This window comes from Chromobacterium sp. IRSSSOUMB001 (assembly GCF_023507765.1).
In the GTDB taxonomy this organism is placed as follows: Bacteria; Pseudomonadota; Gammaproteobacteria; order Burkholderiales; family Chromobacteriaceae; genus Chromobacterium; species Chromobacterium haemolyticum.
In genome coordinates this window covers 30449-48452 of sequence record NZ_JALCYU010000011.1, presented here as the reverse complement: position 1 = coordinate 48452, position 18004 = coordinate 30449, and the positions used below count along the sequence as shown (strand labels likewise).

At 63.7% G+C, this 18004-nt stretch carries 15 protein-coding genes; 5 read left to right on the top strand and 10 right to left on the bottom strand.

Annotated elements, in window-relative coordinates:
* Window positions 1–50 precede the first annotated feature (50 nt).
* Complete coding sequence (locus MOV80_RS15400) at window positions 51–1127, top strand: hypothetical protein (protein WP_043592109.1); 1077 nt, start codon at window positions 51–53, stop codon at window positions 1125–1127.
* 196 nt (window positions 1128–1323) lie between these two features.
* Here MOV80_RS15400 and MOV80_RS15395 read toward each other — a convergent pair whose 3' ends face one another.
* From MOV80_RS15395 to MOV80_RS15385, 3 genes are all read right to left on the bottom strand, one after another.
* Complete coding sequence (locus tag MOV80_RS15395) at window positions 1324–3990, bottom strand: collagenase (protein ID WP_052052087.1); 2667 nt, start codon at window positions 3988–3990, stop codon at window positions 1324–1326.
* A gap of 224 nt (window positions 3991–4214) precedes the next feature.
* Complete coding sequence (hslO, locus tag MOV80_RS15390) at window positions 4215–5096, bottom strand: Hsp33 family molecular chaperone HslO (RefSeq protein WP_249605284.1); 882 nt, start codon at window positions 5094–5096, stop codon at window positions 4215–4217.
* Entirely contained in the window at window positions 5093–5689 is a 597-nt protein-coding gene (locus MOV80_RS15385) for an MFS transporter (protein WP_019102624.1), read from the bottom strand. The genes hslO and MOV80_RS15385 overlap by 4 nt, the downstream gene beginning before the upstream one ends.
* A gap of 222 nt (window positions 5690–5911) precedes the next feature.
* Here MOV80_RS15385 and MOV80_RS15380 point away from each other — a divergent pair, with 222 nt between their 5' ends.
* Window positions 5912–6349: a hypothetical protein gene (locus MOV80_RS15380; RefSeq protein WP_249605283.1), complete on the top strand. Its 438-nt coding sequence runs from the start codon at window positions 5912–5914 to the stop codon at window positions 6347–6349.
* Here MOV80_RS15380 and MOV80_RS15375 read toward each other — a convergent pair.
* Window positions 6318–6734, bottom strand: a complete 417-nt coding sequence (locus MOV80_RS15375) for an OsmC family protein (RefSeq protein ID WP_114154831.1) — start codon at window positions 6732–6734, stop codon at window positions 6318–6320. The genes MOV80_RS15380 and MOV80_RS15375 overlap by 32 nt on opposite strands.
* A gap of 121 nt (window positions 6735–6855) precedes the next feature.
* Between MOV80_RS15375 and tsaD the strand changes: the two genes are divergently transcribed.
* The 3 genes from tsaD to MOV80_RS15360 all read left to right on the top strand — a co-directional run bounded on the left by tsaD (window position 6856) and on the right by MOV80_RS15360 (window position 10805).
* Window positions 6856–7881 carry a tRNA (adenosine(37)-N6)-threonylcarbamoyltransferase complex transferase subunit TsaD gene (gene tsaD / locus MOV80_RS15370; RefSeq protein ID WP_043592106.1) on the top strand — a complete coding sequence of 342 codons (1026 nt, stop codon included), beginning with the start codon at window positions 6856–6858 and terminating at the stop codon, window positions 7879–7881.
* Window positions 7882–7933: 52 nt separating this feature from the next.
* Window positions 7934–9838 (top strand): ATP-binding cassette domain-containing protein, encoded by a 1905-nt coding sequence (locus tag MOV80_RS15365; RefSeq protein WP_249605282.1) that lies wholly within the window; start codon window positions 7934–7936, stop codon window positions 9836–9838.
* A gap of 208 nt (window positions 9839–10046) precedes the next feature.
* The gene (locus MOV80_RS15360) at window positions 10047–10805 is read left to right on the top strand and encodes a transporter substrate-binding domain-containing protein (RefSeq protein ID WP_118267126.1); all 759 of its coding nucleotides are present in this window, start codon (window positions 10047–10049) and stop codon (window positions 10803–10805) included.
* Between the two features lie 46 nt (window positions 10806–10851).
* Here MOV80_RS15360 and accD read toward each other — a convergent pair whose 3' ends face one another.
* The 6 genes from accD to MOV80_RS15330 all read right to left on the bottom strand — a co-directional run bounded on the left by accD (window position 10852) and on the right by MOV80_RS15330 (window position 17894).
* Entirely contained in the window at window positions 10852–11721 is an 870-nt protein-coding gene (gene accD / locus MOV80_RS15355) for an acetyl-CoA carboxylase, carboxyltransferase subunit beta (protein WP_019102618.1), read from the bottom strand.
* A 74-nt stretch (window positions 11722–11795) separates the two neighbouring features.
* Complete coding sequence (gene trpA, locus MOV80_RS15350) at window positions 11796–12584, bottom strand: tryptophan synthase subunit alpha (RefSeq protein ID WP_249605281.1); 789 nt, start codon at window positions 12582–12584, stop codon at window positions 11796–11798.
* A 9-nt stretch (window positions 12585–12593) separates the two neighbouring features.
* A complete protein-coding gene (trpB, locus tag MOV80_RS15345) occupies window positions 12594–13796 on the bottom strand; it encodes a tryptophan synthase subunit beta (RefSeq protein ID WP_019102616.1) in 1203 nt (400 codons plus the stop codon).
* Entirely contained in the window at window positions 13783–14412 is a 630-nt protein-coding gene (locus MOV80_RS15340) for a phosphoribosylanthranilate isomerase (protein ID WP_019102615.1), read from the bottom strand. The genes trpB and MOV80_RS15340 overlap by 14 nt, the downstream gene beginning before the upstream one ends.
* Window positions 14413–14414: 2 nt before the next feature.
* On the bottom strand, window positions 14415–15206 hold the full coding sequence (gene truA / locus MOV80_RS15335) for a tRNA pseudouridine(38-40) synthase TruA (protein ID WP_249605280.1): 792 nt from the start codon (window positions 15204–15206) through the stop codon (window positions 14415–14417).
* 228 nt (window positions 15207–15434) lie between these two features.
* Complete coding sequence (locus MOV80_RS15330; protein WP_249605279.1) at window positions 15435–17894, bottom strand: hypothetical protein; 2460 nt, start codon at window positions 17892–17894, stop codon at window positions 15435–15437.
* Window positions 17895–18004 lie beyond the last annotated feature (110 nt).

Below are 18004 nucleotides of genomic sequence, written 5' to 3'. Positions count from 1 at the left end.
ATACCAAAAACCGCCCCGCGCTGGCCAACCCCAGTCCAGAATACAAGCCCATGCCCGCCATCCATATTCCCTACTCGCCCCTCGTGATCAAGGCCGGCGCGCACGCCCGCAAGCTGCTGGCGCGCCAAGGATTGCCCGCCGCCAGCGTGGCCACCCTGCCCGGCGCCGCCGGCGGGCCCAAGGCGATAGGCATCACCGGCCTGGATCAGGCGGTGTTCGAATGGCTGAACCGCAACCCGCGGCGGCGCGAACTGGTCGGCGCCTCCATCGGCGGCTGGCGATTCGCCTGCGCGATGCAAGCCGAACCGAGCCAGGCGCTGGCGCGCCTGGCCGCGCGTTATACCGAAGAAAGCTACACGGCAGACTCCAGCGTGACCGACATCACCCGCCAGACCCGCCTGATGCTGGATGAGATACTGCCGCCGGCGGCGCGCAGCGCGCTGATAGACCACCCGCACTATCAGCTTAGCCTGTTGCTGGTGCGTTCCCACGGTCTGCTCGCCAGCGAAGCGCGCGCCGCGCTGCTGGGCGGCCTAGCGCTGAGCGCCGCGCTCAACACCGTGTCGCGCGGCCTGCTGCGCCACGCTTTCAGCCGAGTGATCTGCCATGACCCCCGCAGCGCCTTGCGCTTCAAGCCCGAGGACGGCATTCCCACGCTGTGCCAGCCCTTGGGGGCGGACAATCTGGACGCCGCGCTGATGGGCACCATCGCCATTCCCGGCGTGCTCAGCGGCGTGCAGCTGCCGGGCGCCCCGGCGGCCACTTATCGAGACGGCGGCCTGACCGACTACCACCTGGACTTCCCCTTTGCCCAGGGCGACGACATCGTGCTGTACCCTCACTTCACCGAGCGCATCGTGCCCGGCTGGTTCGACAAATTCCTGCCCTGGCGCCGGCCCAACCCGACCCACCACGCCAACACCGTGCTGATCTCGCCGTCGCGCGATTACCTGGCGCGGCTGCCCGGCGGCAAGTTGCCGGACCGCAACGACTTCCACCGCTACCTGGGCCGGGACGAGCAACGCCAGCGTTTCTGGCGCCAAGCCACCGCCGAGAGCCAACGCTTAGGGGATGCCTTCATGGCGTGGTTGGAGCGGCCGGACCTGGGCCAGGTTCAAACACTCTAAAACAAAAAGAGCCGGGAATCTCCCGGCTCTTTTCATTCACAGCTCAGAACCCTTCCAATGTCTTGCGAGCAAAGGCGAGACAAGGCGAAAACAGCTGAAGAAGCGGAATGGTCATACAGTACATGAGCATTCTGAAGATGTTTTCAACGCGCCTGTCTAACTTGCCCGCCGAAGCGCAGCAGACATTGAGCACGCCTCAACCGGCGCGAGCCCAGCACTCCTCGTCCGACATATTCACCGGCGTCGCCAGCAACTGCACTACCACGTCCCGCGTTTGCGCGCCCTTGCGCACGCGCACGGTGATCTGGTCGGCCACGCCCGGCTGGTCCTGATCGCGCCGGTAGTTGAACGCGCCGTGGTCGGCCATGATGGCGCGGCCTAACTTGGGACCGCTCACCAGACTATAGCCGTCCGGCTCGCCCACGCCTTGCAACTGGCCGCGCAAACAACGCACAGGGCTGGAATAGCTGAGTTTGGCCAGGCCCAGCTGAGCGTCGCCGCCGCCGGGTTGCGACGGCTGCGACGCGGCCGGCCCCAGCGGACCTTCGCAACGCAGCGCGGCGCGCTTGGCTTTGAAGTCGTAGTCGGTAGCCGCGCAGTTAAGCGCCATCATATTGTTGACGCCGCTGCCGCGCAGCAGGTTCTGCAAGGCGGAGTCCAAGGTTTTGTCCAACTCCTGACGCGCCAGCGTGGCGGTGCCGGAACGAAGCGGCAGCACGCCGTCGCATTCGAAGCGACGCAGAGCGCTGCGCTCGCCGTCGGCCCACACTCGGCACGCCACCGGCAGATAGCGGCGCATCGCGCCTTCTATCACAGCAACGTCGCCGGCCTGCCATTGCGCCTGCTTCAGCCAGTCCACACCCAGCTCGGTTGAGGTGTTGCCCAACTGGCCGGCGCGCTGCGCCTCCACCTGACGGCCCACATAGTCTTGGAAGCCCTGTGCCAGGCTGGCGTCGCGGCCCATTTCCGCCACCAAGGCGTCGAAGCGCTTGACGTCGTCGGCGCGCAGCGTAGCCAGGATCTCGGCGATGCGGCCCGGCTGTTGCTGGTTCAGATAGTAGAACCACAAGGCGGAATGACTGTAGAAGTCCCAACCGTCGCTATAGCTGGAACGCATGATGCGGGATGGCTCCAGATAGCTTTGCGGCCAACCATTGGCCACTACGTCCACCACGTGGCCGCGCACCTTGATGCCGTCGCGCGATGTGCTCCAGGCCATGAATTCGGCGAAGCCCTCGTCGTACCAAGCCATGCGGCGGTCGTCGCGGTAGAACTCGGAGCTGCCCCACATCCCTGGCTGGATGAAGCGGCCGGACAGATAGTGCACGTACTCGTGGCGCACCAGTTCTTCCAGGCTCAGATAACTCTCGCGCGGCACTTCGCGCTGGAAGGTGTAGAAGGTGCCGTCTTTTTCGATGTAAATGCCGCCGTTGTCGGTGGACAATTCATTGAGCAGGCCTTGGAAGCGCTGGTAGGCGGTCTTGCTGCCGTAAATCACCATGCGCAGCTTGGCGTTGGTGTCGCCGCTCACTGGCTGGCTGATGCCGCTGACCCGGCCCAGTTGCGCCTGCACCTGCTTCATCGCGTAGTACAGCGGCTCCACTTCGGCCAGCGCCAGCGGGGTTTCGAACACCAGATTGCCGTTGTCGAAACTCCAGCTATGCGGGAACAAATGGGTTTTCAGTTCCTGCTCCGCCTGGCAAATACCGTAGCGCTCGCAAGGCACCTTGCCCAGTTTCTTCAGCGCGTACACCGCTTCCGCCCACGAGGCGCCGAACTTCTCGCCGCCCAGCAGGCCGGCCACCGCGTCCTCCGCCAGTTTGGCGGTACGCGGGTATTGCATGAAGCGGCCGGTCTCGCGCACGGTGTTCAGATACATCTGTTCATCGGCGAAGGCCGACTGACCGGCGCGGGTCAGCCCTGCCAGGCTGGTCGCCAGCGCATCCAGTTGCCCGGCGCCCGCCTTGGCGGCGAAGCCATCGGTGTAATGCATATTGAACAGCGTGGTCTGCATCGGATGCAGCGCGATGCGCGCCCAGTTGTTCTTAACCGCGGCGTTGTAGCGGCCGAAGAAGCGCTGCAACAAAGGCAAAGCGTATTCCGGCTTGCGCACCGAATCCGCCAGGATCATGGTTTCCGCCACGGACTGACGTAGATCGGTCGCCAGATACCAGGCGTCGCGATCGCCGCTGCCGTCGCGCACTGGCTCGCTCCACAGCGCCGGGTTTTCCGCCAGCGCGCTCACGACCTGCATCACCGGCTCGTCCACCGGACGACCGTAATCTCCCACTTCCCCAGCGTGGCTGTACTGGGTGAAATAGCCGGCTTTCAGGAACACCGCCAGCGGCCACAGGCCGTTGGCGCTCTTGCCGTCCCAGCTTTGCGCGCGGGCGCGGGCCTCGGCCGCCACTTCGCGCATATTCGCCGGCGACACCACCCGGTAGCTGAAGGCGTCCGCCTGGAACAGGCGGTTCATGCAAGTACCCTCTACGCTGGCGACATAACGCGCCAAAGCAGCGCCGGACAATAGTCCCAGCTTGGCTTCGTCGCACTCGGCATACCGCGGCACGGCCGCGGCCTCCTTGGCGCGACGCGCGCCGGTCTGCTGCATCGGCCCTTGCGGCTTGGCGCCGGGACCGGCGCCGTCGGCCGGCGCGCCGGGCGGCAAGCCGTGCGGATAGGATGGTTTCTCCGACAAAGCCGGAGAATGCGAAGAGTGGCCGGCCTGCGGCAGATTGGCCTGCGGCGCCGGCTGGCTGACTGCCGTTTTTTCGGAATCGCTGACGCAACCGGCCAATAAGGCGGCGGCCATCACGGAAAGACTCAGTGCGCGCACGCTGCTGAGCGAAGCTGTTTTTATCATGACGCTATCCAAGACATTGATAATGTCGCATCAATAATGAAATGCGAAAGTCAAATCATATCGAATAGCAAACGTCATGAAAATTTAGTTTAAAATAAAATCTCCAATTTAAACCATAATTACAACATTGGTATTTTTACCCTGTTTTTAGTCGAAAAAAGGGCGTAAAAAAAGCCGCATATGCGGCTTAAAATAAAGTTTGTTGCCAAACTAACGGTAATGCGTCAGTGCCTGGCCTCGCGCGCGGCAGCGACCACATCGTAGTCGAACAACCTGTTGGCATCGTCTTCGTCGTAAACGTAATGCTGATTGCAATAATCACAGACGATTTCCACGCTGCCTTGCTCCAGCAGCACCTCGCCCACTTCCTGGCCGCCCAGCATCTTCAACATGTCGCCGACGCGCTCCCGGCTGCAATTACAGGCGAAACTCACCGTTTCCTGATCGAAAACCCGCACCGTTTCCTCATGGAACAGACGATGCAGGACATCCTCGGCCGGCAAGCTCAGTAACTCGTCCGCCCTCAAAGTGGCGCCCAGCATCTGAATGCGCTCCCAGCCTTCCGGATCTCCATGACCTTCCGGCAGCTTCTGCAACAGCATGCCGGCCGCGGTTTCGTCGCTGGAGGCCAGGATCAGCCGGGTTTCCAGCTGCTCGGAGCGAAGCATGTAGTTCTCCAGCATTTCGCCTATGCTGTCACCCTCCAGCGCCACGATGCCCTGCCAGGTTTGCGCCTTGTCCACGCGCGGCTCCAAGGTCACCACGAAGCGTCCGTGAGCTCCCAGCAAAGACTGGATGGACGCGCCGTCGGAAATGCCTTCGTCCCACTTTGCGGTGGCGCGGATAGTGCGGTCGTTGTTGCACTCCACCACCGCCAGTTTCAGGGCGCCGGCGCCGTGAAGCTGTAGAATGAGCGCCCCGTCGAACTTGAGGTTGGCGGCCATCAGTTCGGCCGCCGCCATCATTTCGCCGACAATCTTCTTCAAGGCAGGAGGGTAGCTGCGGCGAGCCAGCACCTGCTGCCAGGCGCCGTCCAACCTCACCAGCGCGCCGCGCACCGGCGCGCCGTCAAACAAAAATCGTTGCAATCTGTCTTGTGTGCTCATGCTATGTCTTTCTTTTCCTTGTCCGCCGCCAGTTCTACGGTATAGACCGTCATTGGCATTGAAGAACTGACGTCGAATTCGCAACCTGCGCGCACGCCGATTTCGGCGATTTCGCGCGCGCTGAGCGCTTGGTCATACACCGCGTACATCGCGCCCATCGCGAACTTGCGGCCGGAGCCTATCGCCCAGATGCGCGAGAACTCGTAAATCTCGCGCATCGGATACACCCCGAAAATCCCATGACGGTTGGCGATCACCACCATCATCTGACTGGATTCGTACGGATCTTCCTCGTCCTCTTCGGGACGCAGGTAGAAACCGTCCTTCAGCTTGGGATGCAATTTGCGGAAGGTCTCGAAAATGCCCTGGCGGCTGCTCAGGTCTTTTTTCTTCAACTCTTTCAGCGCGCCTTGCAACACCAGATCGTGGGCGGCCGAGCCGGAGATGGCCAAATAGCTGTCCCCATGCTGGAAAATCTTGTTGTGGAAACAGTCATAGCCCGCCAACAGCTTCTGGTCGTCGCCAAAAGTGGTCTGGCTGTCGGCGGCGATCGCGATCTGATCGCCCTTTCTTACCGCCACGATGGTAGTCATCCCTGCGCCTTTTTCGTCGATGGCGGCCCCGGAGCGGCAGCCGCGCAAAACCGCCTATTGTATCGGCTTACGCCCGGCAACCCAAGCGTTGCTCCCGTGGCGGGACTCGGGAGAGATGGGGGCCGCCGGCGCGAATCTCAAGACCGCGCCGCAACCGCCACCTAGATGACAAGTCAGGTGGCTGACGATATAATGATATTGATTATCATTTTCAAAAAAGCCATGCAATTCCACGCTCAAGACTTCCCCATCGTCTGGCTGGACCGCAGCCGCCCGGATGGGCAGCAGCCCACCGACATCTTCGCCACCCTGGACCAGCTGCTGCTCCAGCAACACCCCTTCGTATTCATCGCCAAAGAACCGGCGCCAACCGAACTGGACCTGCACGCGCGCATCATCCGCAAAATGGCGGCGCTATGGGTCAAGGACAACCGGCTGCAGATCCGCCAATTGATACGCGGCACGATCGTGATTGCTCCGCAAGCCGAGCAACAGCGCTATCTTGACGAGTTCGCGCCGCGCTTTGAAAAGTTCTGGGGCTACCCGCTGCGTCACCGCCCGGACCATGAGGCGGCGCTGAGCCTGGCGGCGGACCTGCTGGCCGGCCCGCCGGCCGCCGGCAGCGTCATCAGGCGTCGCGCAATTCGAAATCGTGGCTGATGTCAGCGGTCTTGCCCAGCATGATGGAGGCGGAACAGTACTTCTCCGCCGACAACTTGATCGCCCGCTCCACCGTCTCCGCCTTCAGATCGCGCCCAGTCACCACAAAGTGGAAATGAATGCGGGTGAACACCTTGGGCTCCTCCTCCGCGCGTTCGGCATCGATCTCCACCCAGCAATCACTAACTTGCTGTCGCGCCTTCTTCAAAATAGTGATCACGTCGTAACTGGTGCAACCGGCGGTGCCCAATAGCAACAACTCCATGGGCCGCGGCCCCAAATTCCTTCCGCCGCCTTCCGGCGCGCCGTCCATCACCACCGCATGACCGCTGCCGCTCTCACCCAGGAAACACACGCCGTCCACCCACTTCAGCCTGGCCTTCATCCTTGCTTCTCCTCGTAGTCGGAATCCCGAAACGGCCTAGCCTAACATCCGGATTTGGGCGAACAAAGATTCACCGGTAAAATAGAAAGATTGTCCCGCTATATCCGAGCTGCGCCCAAACATGCTGGTACTTGGTATTGAATCCTCCTGCGACGAAACCGGAGTCGCGTTGTACGACACAGACGGCGGCCTGCTGGCCCACCAACTGCACACCCAGATGGCCATGCACGCCGAATACGGCGGCGTGGTGCCTGAATTGGCCAGCCGCGACCACATCCGCCGCGCCATTCCGCTGACGGAAGCCTGCCTGGCCGAAGCCGGCAAAACACTGGCCGACCTCGACGCCATCGCCTATACCCAAGGCCCCGGCCTGGGCGGCGCGCTGCTGGTGGGAGCCAGCGTGGCCAACGCGCTGGCCTTCGGCCTGAACATTCCGGTGCTGGGCGTCCACCACCTGGAGGGCCACCTGCTGTCGCCGCTGCTGGCCGAGCCCAAACCGGCGTTCCCCTTCCTGGCCTTGCTGGTTTCCGGCGGCCACACCCAACTGATGGCTGTACGCGGCGTCGGCGACTATCAAATCCTGGGCGAAACCCTGGACGACGCCGCCGGCGAAGCCTTCGACAAAACCGCCAAGTTGCTGGGGCTGCCCTACCCCGGCGGCCCGCTGCTGTCCCGGCTGGCGGAGGAAGGCGATCCGGCCCGCTTCACCCTGCCGCGGCCGATGCTGAACTCCGGCGACCTAGACATGAGCTTCTCCGGCCTGAAAACCGCGGTGCTGACACTGAGCAAACAAGTGGCCGACGCCGACGGCCACATCGACGAGCAAACGCGCAAAGACATCTGCCGCGCCTTCCAGGAAGCCATCGTCGAAGTGCTGACCAAGAAATCGCTGGCCGCGCTCAAGCAGTGCGGCATGAAACGACTGGTGGTGGCCGGCGGGGTCGGCGCCAACAAGCAGCTGCGCGCCGCGCTGGACGAGGCCGCGCGCCGCCGCCGTTTCGAAGTGTTCTATCCGCCGCTGGCGCTGTGCACCGACAACGGCGCGATGATCGCTTTCGCCGGCGCGATGCGCTTGAGACACGCTCAAGCCCCCGGCAGCTACTCGATCAAGCCGCGCTGGGACCTCAGCGCGCTGCCTCCGGCCTGACCCACCCCATGCGCCGCGCCGGCCGCAAACGCCGGCGCGGCTTCGGACTCATATGATTCAACTCAAAAACCTCAATCTGCGCCGCGGCCTGAAAGAATTGCTGCTAGGCGCCAACCTGACCCTCAACCCCGGCTACAAGACCGGCCTCACCGGCGCCAACGGCGCCGGCAAGTCCAGCCTGTTCGCGCTCCTGATGGGCGAACTTCACGCCGACAGCGGAGACGCGCTGCTGCCGCCTCACTGGACCATCGCTCACGTAGCGCAGGAAACACCCGCGCTGGAACGCTCCGCGCTGGACTACGTGCTGGACGGCGACCATGAGCTGCGCCAGCTGGAACAGGAGCTGCAAGACGCGGAAGAACGCCACGACGGCAACGCCATCGGCCACCTGCACGGAGAATTGGCGCGCATCGACGCCTACGCCGCGCCGGCGCGCGCCGGCAAACTGCTGACCGGCCTGGGCTTCGATGTCGACGCTCAGCAACGGTCCGTGGCCAGCTTCTCCGGCGGCTGGCGCATGCGCCTGAACCTGGCGCAGGCGCTGATGTGCCGCTCCGACCTGCTGCTACTGGATGAACCCACCAACCATCTGGACCTGGAAACCGTGTTGTGGCTGGAGGATTGGCTGCAAGGCTATCCAGGCACTCTGCTGATGATTTCCCACGACCGCGACTTTCTGGACAGCGTCTGTGACCACATCGTTGAAGTCGCCAACCAGGACTTGACGCTGTACACCGGCAACTACAGCCAGTTCGAAGTGATGCGCGCGGAAAAAATGGCTCGCCAACAAGGCGAGTACGAGAAACAGCAACGCCAGATCGCCCACCTGGAGTCCTTCGTCAACCGCTTCAAGGCCAAGGCCTCCAAGGCGCGCCAGGCGCAGAGCAGGGTCAAGGCGCTGGAAAAACTGGAACGCATCGCTCCCGCCCACGTGGCTTCGCCGTTCGACTTCCACTTCGACAGCCCGGACAACCTGCCCAATCCATTGCTGAAGCTGGAACAGGCCGATGTCGGCTACGGCTCCGCCACCATACTCAGCGGACTGAACTTATCGGTGGAAGCCGGCGCGCGCATCGGCCTGCTCGGCGTCAACGGCGCTGGCAAATCCACCCTGGTCAAACTCTTGTCCGGCGACCTCGCCCCGCTGCGCGGCGAGATCGTCAACGCCCAAACCCTGAAGATTGGCTACTTCGCCCAGCACACGCTGGAGACCCTGCGCGAAGACGAAACGCCGCTGCAACACATGCAAAGGCTGGCGCCCACCACGCGCGAACTGGAACTACGCAGTTTCCTTGGCGGCTTCAACTTCCGCGGCGACGCCGCCACCGATCCAGTGGGTCCGATGTCGGGCGGCGAGAAGGCGCGGCTGGCGCTGGCGATGATAGTCTGGCAAAAACCCAACTTGCTGCTGTTGGACGAGCCCACCAACCACCTGGACCTGGAAATGCGCCATGCGCTGACCATGGCGCTGCAGGACTTCAGCGGAGCGCTGATCGTGGTGTCCCATGACCGCAGCTTGCTGGAAGCCACTACCGATATTTTCTGGCTGGTCAGCCACGGCAAGGTGCAGCCCTTCGACGGCGACCTAGAGGATTACCGCCAATGGCGGCTGACCCTGCTGGCCGACGCCGGCAAGCCCTCCTCCGGAGACGCTCAGGGCCTGAACCGCAAGGAACAGAAGCGCCAAGAAGCGGAAGCGCGGCAACGGCTCTCCCAACTGCGCAAACCGCTGCAGAACAAGCTGAACAAGCTGGAAAAGGAACTGGACCAACTCAGCGCGGCGAAAGCGGAGCTGGACGGCTTCATGGCCTCCGCCGACGCCTATGGGGATGCCAACCGGCAACGGCTGGCCGACGCTGTGCGTCGCCAAGGGGAAGTGGCGACCCGCCTGGCGGAAGTGGAGGAGGCTTGGCTGGAAGCCCAGGCCGAGCTGGAGGCGCTGGAACAGGCGGAATAACGGCGGCAACAGCCGGGGTTTTCCACAGCAATCACCGGATAACTTTGTGGATAACCCCGATCCATCGTCAAAAAAACTTTTGCAATTAGCCACTTGCTGCTTACGCTCATAAAAAAGGCAAAATCAGGGAACTTTCCCACCTTGCCAATGAGCAAATCTGGTGACAGCATGTGGATAAAACCGGCAACTCCATGATTGCAAAAAACAAATGACTGCCGCCTATTTTTTAAGCAAAACCCCGCGCCCCCCTCCCCGCCGCGCCGCATTCCCGTCTCCCATACGTCGCGTTCTGCTCGCCGGCCTGCTGCTCGCCGGCGCCGCCGCGGCCGAGCCCCCCATCCGGCTCAACACCCATCAGCAAGTTCCGCTGTCCTTCCGCAAAGAAGACGGCGCCCCCGACGGCTTGGCGGTACAAATCGTGCAGTGCGCGCTCAAGCAGCTACAACGCCCCTACTCCATCTCCTTCCTGCCATGGCCCCGCGCGCAATGGCAGGTGCAGCACCAACAAGCTGATGCCTTCTTCACCGCCACGCCGTCGGCGGAACGCGACAGCTACGCGGTGCTGTCCGCCCCCATCCTGCCCTATGAGCGACGCTGGTATCTGCTGAAGAACAACCCGCAGACCCCGACCAGCAGCGATTTCAAGCGTCAGGGCCGTACCGCCGCCTTCAACGGCTCCAATATGGACGACTGGCTGCGCGAACACGGCTATCAACTCACCTCCACCCCGCCCAACAGCGAGCAATTGGTGAAAATGCTGCTGAACCGCCGTGTTGACGCCATTCTCGGCAATGCCTACGTGGTGGACGCGCTCATCGCCAAAATGGGCGTGCAGGAACAACTGCGCAGCGAGCTGGCGCAAAGCCTGCCCTTCGGCGTCTACTTCGGCAAAGCCTTCCTCGCCCGCCAGTCGCCGCAGTTCCTGACGCAATTCAATCGCGCGGTGCAAGGCTGCCGGGCCAAATAAAAAAGCCGCCAGAGACGGCGGCTTTTCAATGCGGCTTGGCTGCGGATTAGACCGGAGCGGGCTCCTTCATCAGCAATGCGCTCAACTCCGCCAGCTTACGCTTCAGTTCGCGACGATCCACCACCATGTCCACCGCGCCCTTGCTCAGCAAGAACTCTGCGCGCTGGAAGCCTTCCGGCAGGGTTTCGCGCACGGTTTGCTCGATCACACGCGCGCCGGCAAAGCCTATGCGCGCCTTGGGCTCGGCCAACACCACGTCGCCCAGGAAAGCGAAAGAAGCGGACACGCCGCCCATGGTCGGGTCGGTCAACACCGAGATGAACGGCAATTTGGCGTCGGTCAGCAGCTGCAAGGCGGCGCTGGTCTTGGCCATCTGCATCAGCGAATTCAGGCCTTCCTGCATCCGCGCTCCGCCGGAAGCGGCCACGCAAACGAAAGGCGCCTTGGCTTCCACCGCGGCGCGCACGCCGCGCACGAAGCGCTCGCCCACCACCGAACCCATGGAGCCGCCGATGAATTTGAATTCAAACGCGGCCACCACCACCGGCATCGATTCGATGCTGCCCTGCATGACGACCAGCGCGTCGTCCTCGCCAGTGTCGCTTTTGGCTGCGGTCAAGCGGTCCGGATACTTCTTGCTATCCTTGAACTTCAGGATATCCACCGGCTTGACCTCTTCGCCCAGCTCGCGCCGGCCCTCTTCGTCCAGCAGCAGGTTCAGACGTTCGCGCGCGGTCAGCGGGTGATGATGATTACACTTGGGACACACCTGCAGATTGCTCTCCAGGTCGGTGTAATACAACACGGCCTCGCATTCCGGGCACTTGCTCCAAAGCCCCTCCGGTACCGCGGAAGGTTTGTCGGCGCGGTTGTCGCGCTTGATCTTCGGCGGCAGGAGCTTGTTCAACCAGCTCATGCTGACTCCTTGATTCTTGGGCCCGCCGCCAAACGGCGGACACAGTAAAACGGGGGCCAAGCCCCCGCAATGTTCTATCGGATGGCGGCCTTCAGTTCGGCCACCAGACGGGTTAACCGCTCTTTGGCGGTTTCGGGTGTCGCCGCCTCAATTTCCTGCACCAAGCGGCTGCCCACCACCACCGCGTCAGCGGCGGCGGAGATCGCCTTGGCAGTCGCGCCGTCGCGAATGCCAAAGCCGACGCCGATCGGTACGGTCAAATATTCTCTAAGGGCAGCAATTTTACGCGCTACGTCGTCAATGTCCAGATGCCCGGCGCCGGTCACCCCCTTCAGAGAGACATAATAGACGTATCCGCGCGCCAGTTTGGCGATTTCCGCCACACGTTGCGGCGGGGTGGTGGGCGCGATCAGGAACACCGGATCCAGGCCGTTGGCGGTCAGCGCCGCGGACAGATCGGCGGATTCCTCCGGCGGACTGTCCACGGTCAACACGCCGTCTACGCCGGCGGCCTTGGCCGCGGCGGCGAAGTCCTGGTAGCCCATGGCGAACACGGGATTCAGATATCCCATCAGCACCACCGGGGTATGGTCGTTGTCGCGGCGAAATTCCGCCACCATCTGCAACACCTGGCGCAAACCCACCTTGTGGACCAGAGCGCGCTCCGAGGCGCGCTGGATCACCGGGCCGTCGGCCATCGGGTCGGAAAACGGCACCCCCAGCTCGATGATGTCGGCGCCGCCCTCCACCAAGCCGTGCATCAGCTGCACGGTCAACTGCGGCGACGGATCGCCGGCGGTGATGAAGGGAATCAGCGCCTTGCCGCCGGCCAGCACTTCAAAACATTGGGCGATACGTGACATAGCGCCTCCTTACAGGGTGATGCCGGCGAGGCCGGCCACGGTGTTGATGTCTTTGTCGCCGCGGCCGGACAGATTAACCAAGATCACCTGGTCCTTGCCCATCTTCGGCGCTTCCTTGGCGGCCCAGGCCAGCGCGTGGCTAGACTCCAGCGCCGGGATGATGCCCTCGAAACGACAGCAATCGTGGAAGGCGCGCAAGGCCTCGTCGTCGTTGATCGCCACGTAGTCGGCGCGGCCGATGTCCTTCAGATAGCTGTGCTCAGGCCCCACGCCCGGATAGTCCAGGCCGGCGGACACCGAATGCGTTTCCACCACCTGGCCGTTCTCGTCCTGCATCAGATAGCTCTTGGCGCCGTGCAATACGCCCAGCGGCGCGCCGCCGGAAATCGGCGCCGCGTGCTTGCCGGAGGCCAAGCCCAGGCCGCCGGCCTCAACGCCGACCATGCGCACGCCGTCAACGCCGATATACGGATAGAACATGCCGATGGCGTTGGAGCCGCCGCCCACGCACGCCACCACCACATCCGGCTGGCGACCGATGACTTCCGGCATCTGTACTTTGGCCTCCTCGCCGATCACCGACACGAAATCGCGCACTAGCATCGGATAGGGATGCGGGCCCGCCGCGGTGCCCAAGATGTAGAAAGTGCTGTCGACATTGGTCACCCAGTCGCGCATCGCCTCGTTCAGCGCGTCCTTCAACGTCTTGGAGCCGGACTCCACCGGCACCACAGTGGCGCCCAACAGCTTCATGCGGAACACATTGGGCGATTGACGCTTGATGTCCTCCGCGCCCATATACACCACGCACTCCATGCCGTAACGCGCCGCCACGGTGGCGGAAGCCACGCCGTGCTGGCCGGCGCCGGTTTCCGCGATCACCCGTTTCTTGCCCATGCGACGCGCCAGCAGCGCCTGGCCGATGGCGTTGTTGATCTTGTGCGCGCCGGTGTGGTTCAGGTCTTCGCGCTTCAAATAGATCTGCGCGCCGCCCAATTGCTCGGACCAGCGCTTGGCGTGGTAGACCGGGCTGGGGCGGCCAACGTAATGCTTGAGCTCATGGCGGAATTCTTCCCAGAACGACGGGTCGGCCTTGACGCGAGCGTACTCGTTTTTCAGCTCGTCCAGCGCCGCCATCAAGGTTTCGGCGACATAGACGCCGCCATGCGGGCCAAAATGGCCCTGGGCGTCCGGCAAGTCATAACGATCCATGTCTAACTCCTGATATGAACGCCGCCATTCTGGCGGCATCTTTGATTCCCTTGGACGCCTCCACACCGCTGGAGACGTCGACCGCGGCCGGGCGCACCTGCGCCACCGCCGCCGCCACATTGTGTTCGTCCAGCCCCCCGGACAGGATCAACGGCAGGGGCAAGGCCTTCGGCAGCAAGCTCCAGTCAAAGGTGGCCCCGGTGCCGCCGTGCGCGCCTTCAACGAAGGCGTCGGTCAGCACCGCGCGCGCGTCCGGGTATTGCGCGGCGATTTCGGCCAGGTCCATGCCTGGCTTCACCCGCACCGCTTTCAAATAAGGCCGCTGAAAGGAGCGGCAGAAAGCGGCGTCTTCCTCCCCGTGGAACTGCAGCATATCGATTGCGCACTCCGCCAACACTGCGCGCACATAACCCGGTTCAGGGTTGACGAACAGAGCCACCACGCTGACGAAGGGCGGCAGCGCCGCGATTACAGCGCGCGCCTGCTCGATGCCAACATGACGCGGGCTCTTGGCGTAGAACACCAGACCGATGGCGTCGGCGCCCAGCCGCGCGGCTTCCGCGCCGTCTTCCGGCCGGGTAATGCCGCAAATTTTGATTCGGGTTGTGCCGCCCACTCTCATCTCCACAAGGCCAGCCGCGCGGCGTCCGCCTGCGACGGCAAATCGTATATTTCCGGATAACCCACGCCAGTCAGATACAGACCATCCGGCATGAAGGTGGGCGGCGCGAAGGTGCGGTCGCGCGCCGCCAGCAGCCCCGCCATGTCCTCCGCGCGCAAAGCGCCCTTGCCGACATAGACCAGCGCCCCGACGATATTGCGCACCATATGGTGCAGAAAGGCGTCCGCCAGCAGATCGAAGCGGATCAGGCCGTCTTGCTCGCTGATGTCCAAGCGCTGCAAATCCTTGAGCGGCGACCTTGCCTGGCATTCGGACGCTCGAAAGCTGGAAAAATCATGCCGCCCCAACAAGTGGGCGGCCGCTTCCCGCATCGCCTCAACGTCCAACGCCTGATGAAACCAGCCCATCTTGCCAGCCAGCAAACAAGGCCGCACCTGACTAGTCAGCAGGAAATAGCTGTAACTGCGGGAAAACGCCGAAAAACGAGCATGAAACGCCTCCGGCACCTCTCGCGCCCACACCACCGCCACTTCCGGCGGCAGCAAGGCGTTGACGCCGCGCACCCAAGCATTCAGCGGCCGCTGCGTCAAGCAGTCGAAATGCACCACTTGCATGGCCGCATGCACCCCGGCGTCGGTCCTGCCCGCAGCCAAGGTGCCGATGTCGGCCACGCCGGCGATCTGCGCGATCGCCTGATTCAATCTGTCCTGAACCGTATTGCCATGCGGCTGAGTCTGCCAGCCGGAAAACGCCCGACCGTCATACTCGATGCCGAGCGCTATCCTCATGCCCACACCTTCTTCAAACACCGACGCGGCGCACCGCGTCGTTTCAGCAATAAAGCACTCACTCTACCTTATCCTGCCCGGTTTGCGCCACGACCAAACGATGACGTCTGCTGCGAACACGCGAGAAAAGCGGCCAACCACGGCATAAGACGCCGTCGACGTAAAACGAAAGGGCCGGCTCGCGATAAGCGCGCCGGCCCCTGTGACTCGCAATGCGCGATGGACGCCTCAGCGGCCGGCCTCCTTCATCAAAGCGTCCGCGGTTTCCTTGTCGCCCATCTCCAGATACAGCTTGGCTAGTTCCATTTTCTCCTCATCAGGACTCGCCGCAGCTGCCGGCGCAGGCGATGCCGCTACGGGCGTCGCAGGTGCGGGTGCGGGTGCGGCAACAGGGGCGGGCTCTGCGGCCGCAAGCGGCTGCGCCGGCGCTTCCGCCGTCGGTTCGGGCTTGGCCTGGGCGAACAGCGGGTGGCCGGGCGCGACGGTCTGGCCGATCTCGCACACCCTCATCCATAAGGTGCTGTCCTTGCCGAACACGCCCTTGGCGGTGGTGGCCTCGGCGATGAACATCTGCTTGTCCTGCTGAGTAGACAGCACTTCCAGCAGTTTGTAGCGCAGATCCTGCCGCATCGGCTCGTGAGCCAGTCCTTCGCGCAGGATTTCCAGCGCCTGGTCGTCGCGGCCGTAGGCAAGGTAGACATCGGCCTCCGCCACCCGGTCCACCGAGGACAAATCGATGCCGTCGCCCTTCTTCAAGGAGCTCATCAAGGTCGTCAACGGCCCCAGCATCGAAGCGCCGGTGGCCGTGCCGCTCAAGGCCGGCGCGGCGGGCTCGACCTTGCCGCCGCCCTTGCGCTTGCGCCGCGCCAGCAGCAGGGCCACCAGGCCCAGCGCCGCCGCCGCGCCGCCCAGCTTCCAGCGCATCGACTCGTCGGATAAGATCGCGCCCAATTCGTCCGTCCAGCTATCGGCCGCCGTCGTGGCCGGCGGGGCATGGCCTTCGGCGGGCTTGGCCGCCGGCGGCTCAGGCGGCGCGGCGGGTTCGGCGTGCGGCTTCTCAGCGGGTTCCGGCATCACCGCCTGCGGCGCAGAGGCCGCCGCGACCGGCATAGAACTGACCGCCGCCACCTTGGGTTCCGGCTTAGGCTCCGGCTTGGTCTCGACCTTGTGCTCCGGCGCGGCCTCGGGTCCGGGCTCTCTTTCCGTCGGAGCCGGCGCGGGAGCGGCGGCCTTGGCCGCCGCCTGACGCTGGTAATCCTGGATTTTCTGTTCCAGCGCCTTCGCTCGCTGTTCGGCTTGCTGTAAGGCCTGGTCCTGCCGCTGCAGCATCTGCTGCAAATTCCGCTCCTGCTGCGACGGCGCGGCCGCTGGCCGCGTGGATTCTCCGGCCGGGCCCGGTTTGGGCGCCTCTTTGGCGACAGGCGGATGCGCCGGCTGGAGCGGCGCGGCTGGTTTGGCCATCGGCGCGGCCTCTATGGGCTTGTGCTCCTGCGCTTTGGGTTCCGGCGGCTTGCGTTCCGGGGGCTTCTGCGCCGGAGGCTGATGTTCCTGCGGCGCGCGCACTTGGGATTTGCTTTCAGGCTGCGCGTTTTTCTGGACCACGTGAGCCTCGGGCGACGCGGTCGGCCGCTTTGGCTCCGCAGCCCGGTCAGCGCCCTGCCCGCGCAATTGCCATTCCGCCGGGTACTCCAGAGCCACGCCGGCGCGCAGGCGATTGGCGTCGCCGGCGATAAAGGCCTCGGGATTGTCCTCGAGCAACTGCTGCGCCACCGCGCCCGCCTCGCCGCCTCCGCGCACGCGGCTGGCGATGCCGGACAGCGTGTCGCCTTTCAGCACCCGATACACTTTCAAACCCTGCGTTTTGGCGGCGGAAGCCGGTTTGACCGCCGAATGGGGGTCCAACAACACCGAGTAGTTTTTCTGCGCCTTGAGCTTGCCCGCCGCCACTTCCAGCCGGAAGGCGAGCATCGGCTCGGTCACCGGCTGCTCGGTACGCAGCTGCACATTGAAGCGGCCTTTGGCCACTTTCTCGACATGAGGCACGATGGAGGCCACCAAGCGCATTTGCTGAGCGCTGGGCTCGCCCTGGGCCGCCACCGCGAACAAGGCCAGACGCGGCGGCTCCGCCTGATCCAGGGCGCTGCCCTGCAAGGTCAGCTCCAGCAGCAAGGGCTCGCCCAAACGCGAACGCAATCGGGCGTCGCTCAGCCCCAGCGAATCCAGCCGCGGGGAGACATCAACGCCGGCCAGCGGCTTCTTGCCCTCCTCCCGCGCCGGCGCGGGTTTGTTGCGCGGCCCATCGCGGCGGTAATCCACCTCGAACTCGCGCACCAGCCGGCCCGCCGGCCAACTCAGATCCACGGCGAAACGCAACAGCGGCTCCGGATAACTGGCGGCGCCCTTGACTTGGATTTTTTGAACACTGCCATCCGGCTTGCGGACGATGGAAAACTGCAGATTACCGGCGGAACTGCTGTAAGTGGACAACAGCGGATAGCGGTTGCGGTCGGCCAGGCCCACCAGCACATTGTCGGAGGGTTCCTCGTCCACCACTGGGATCTCCGCCAGGAAAGGCTCTCCATCGGCGGACAACACCCGGATCGGCCCCAAACCGGCCGTAGCCGCCGCCGCCAGACCCAGACCGGCCAGCAGCAACGCGATTTGACTCATGCGTGTCTTGAAAGACATGAACGAATTTCCCCACCCTCATTCTTCGAAGCCGCCGCGCAGCAGGTCGCCAACAGATTCTTATAACGTTTTAATTATTGCAACGAAACAACACAACAGCCACTTAGCGA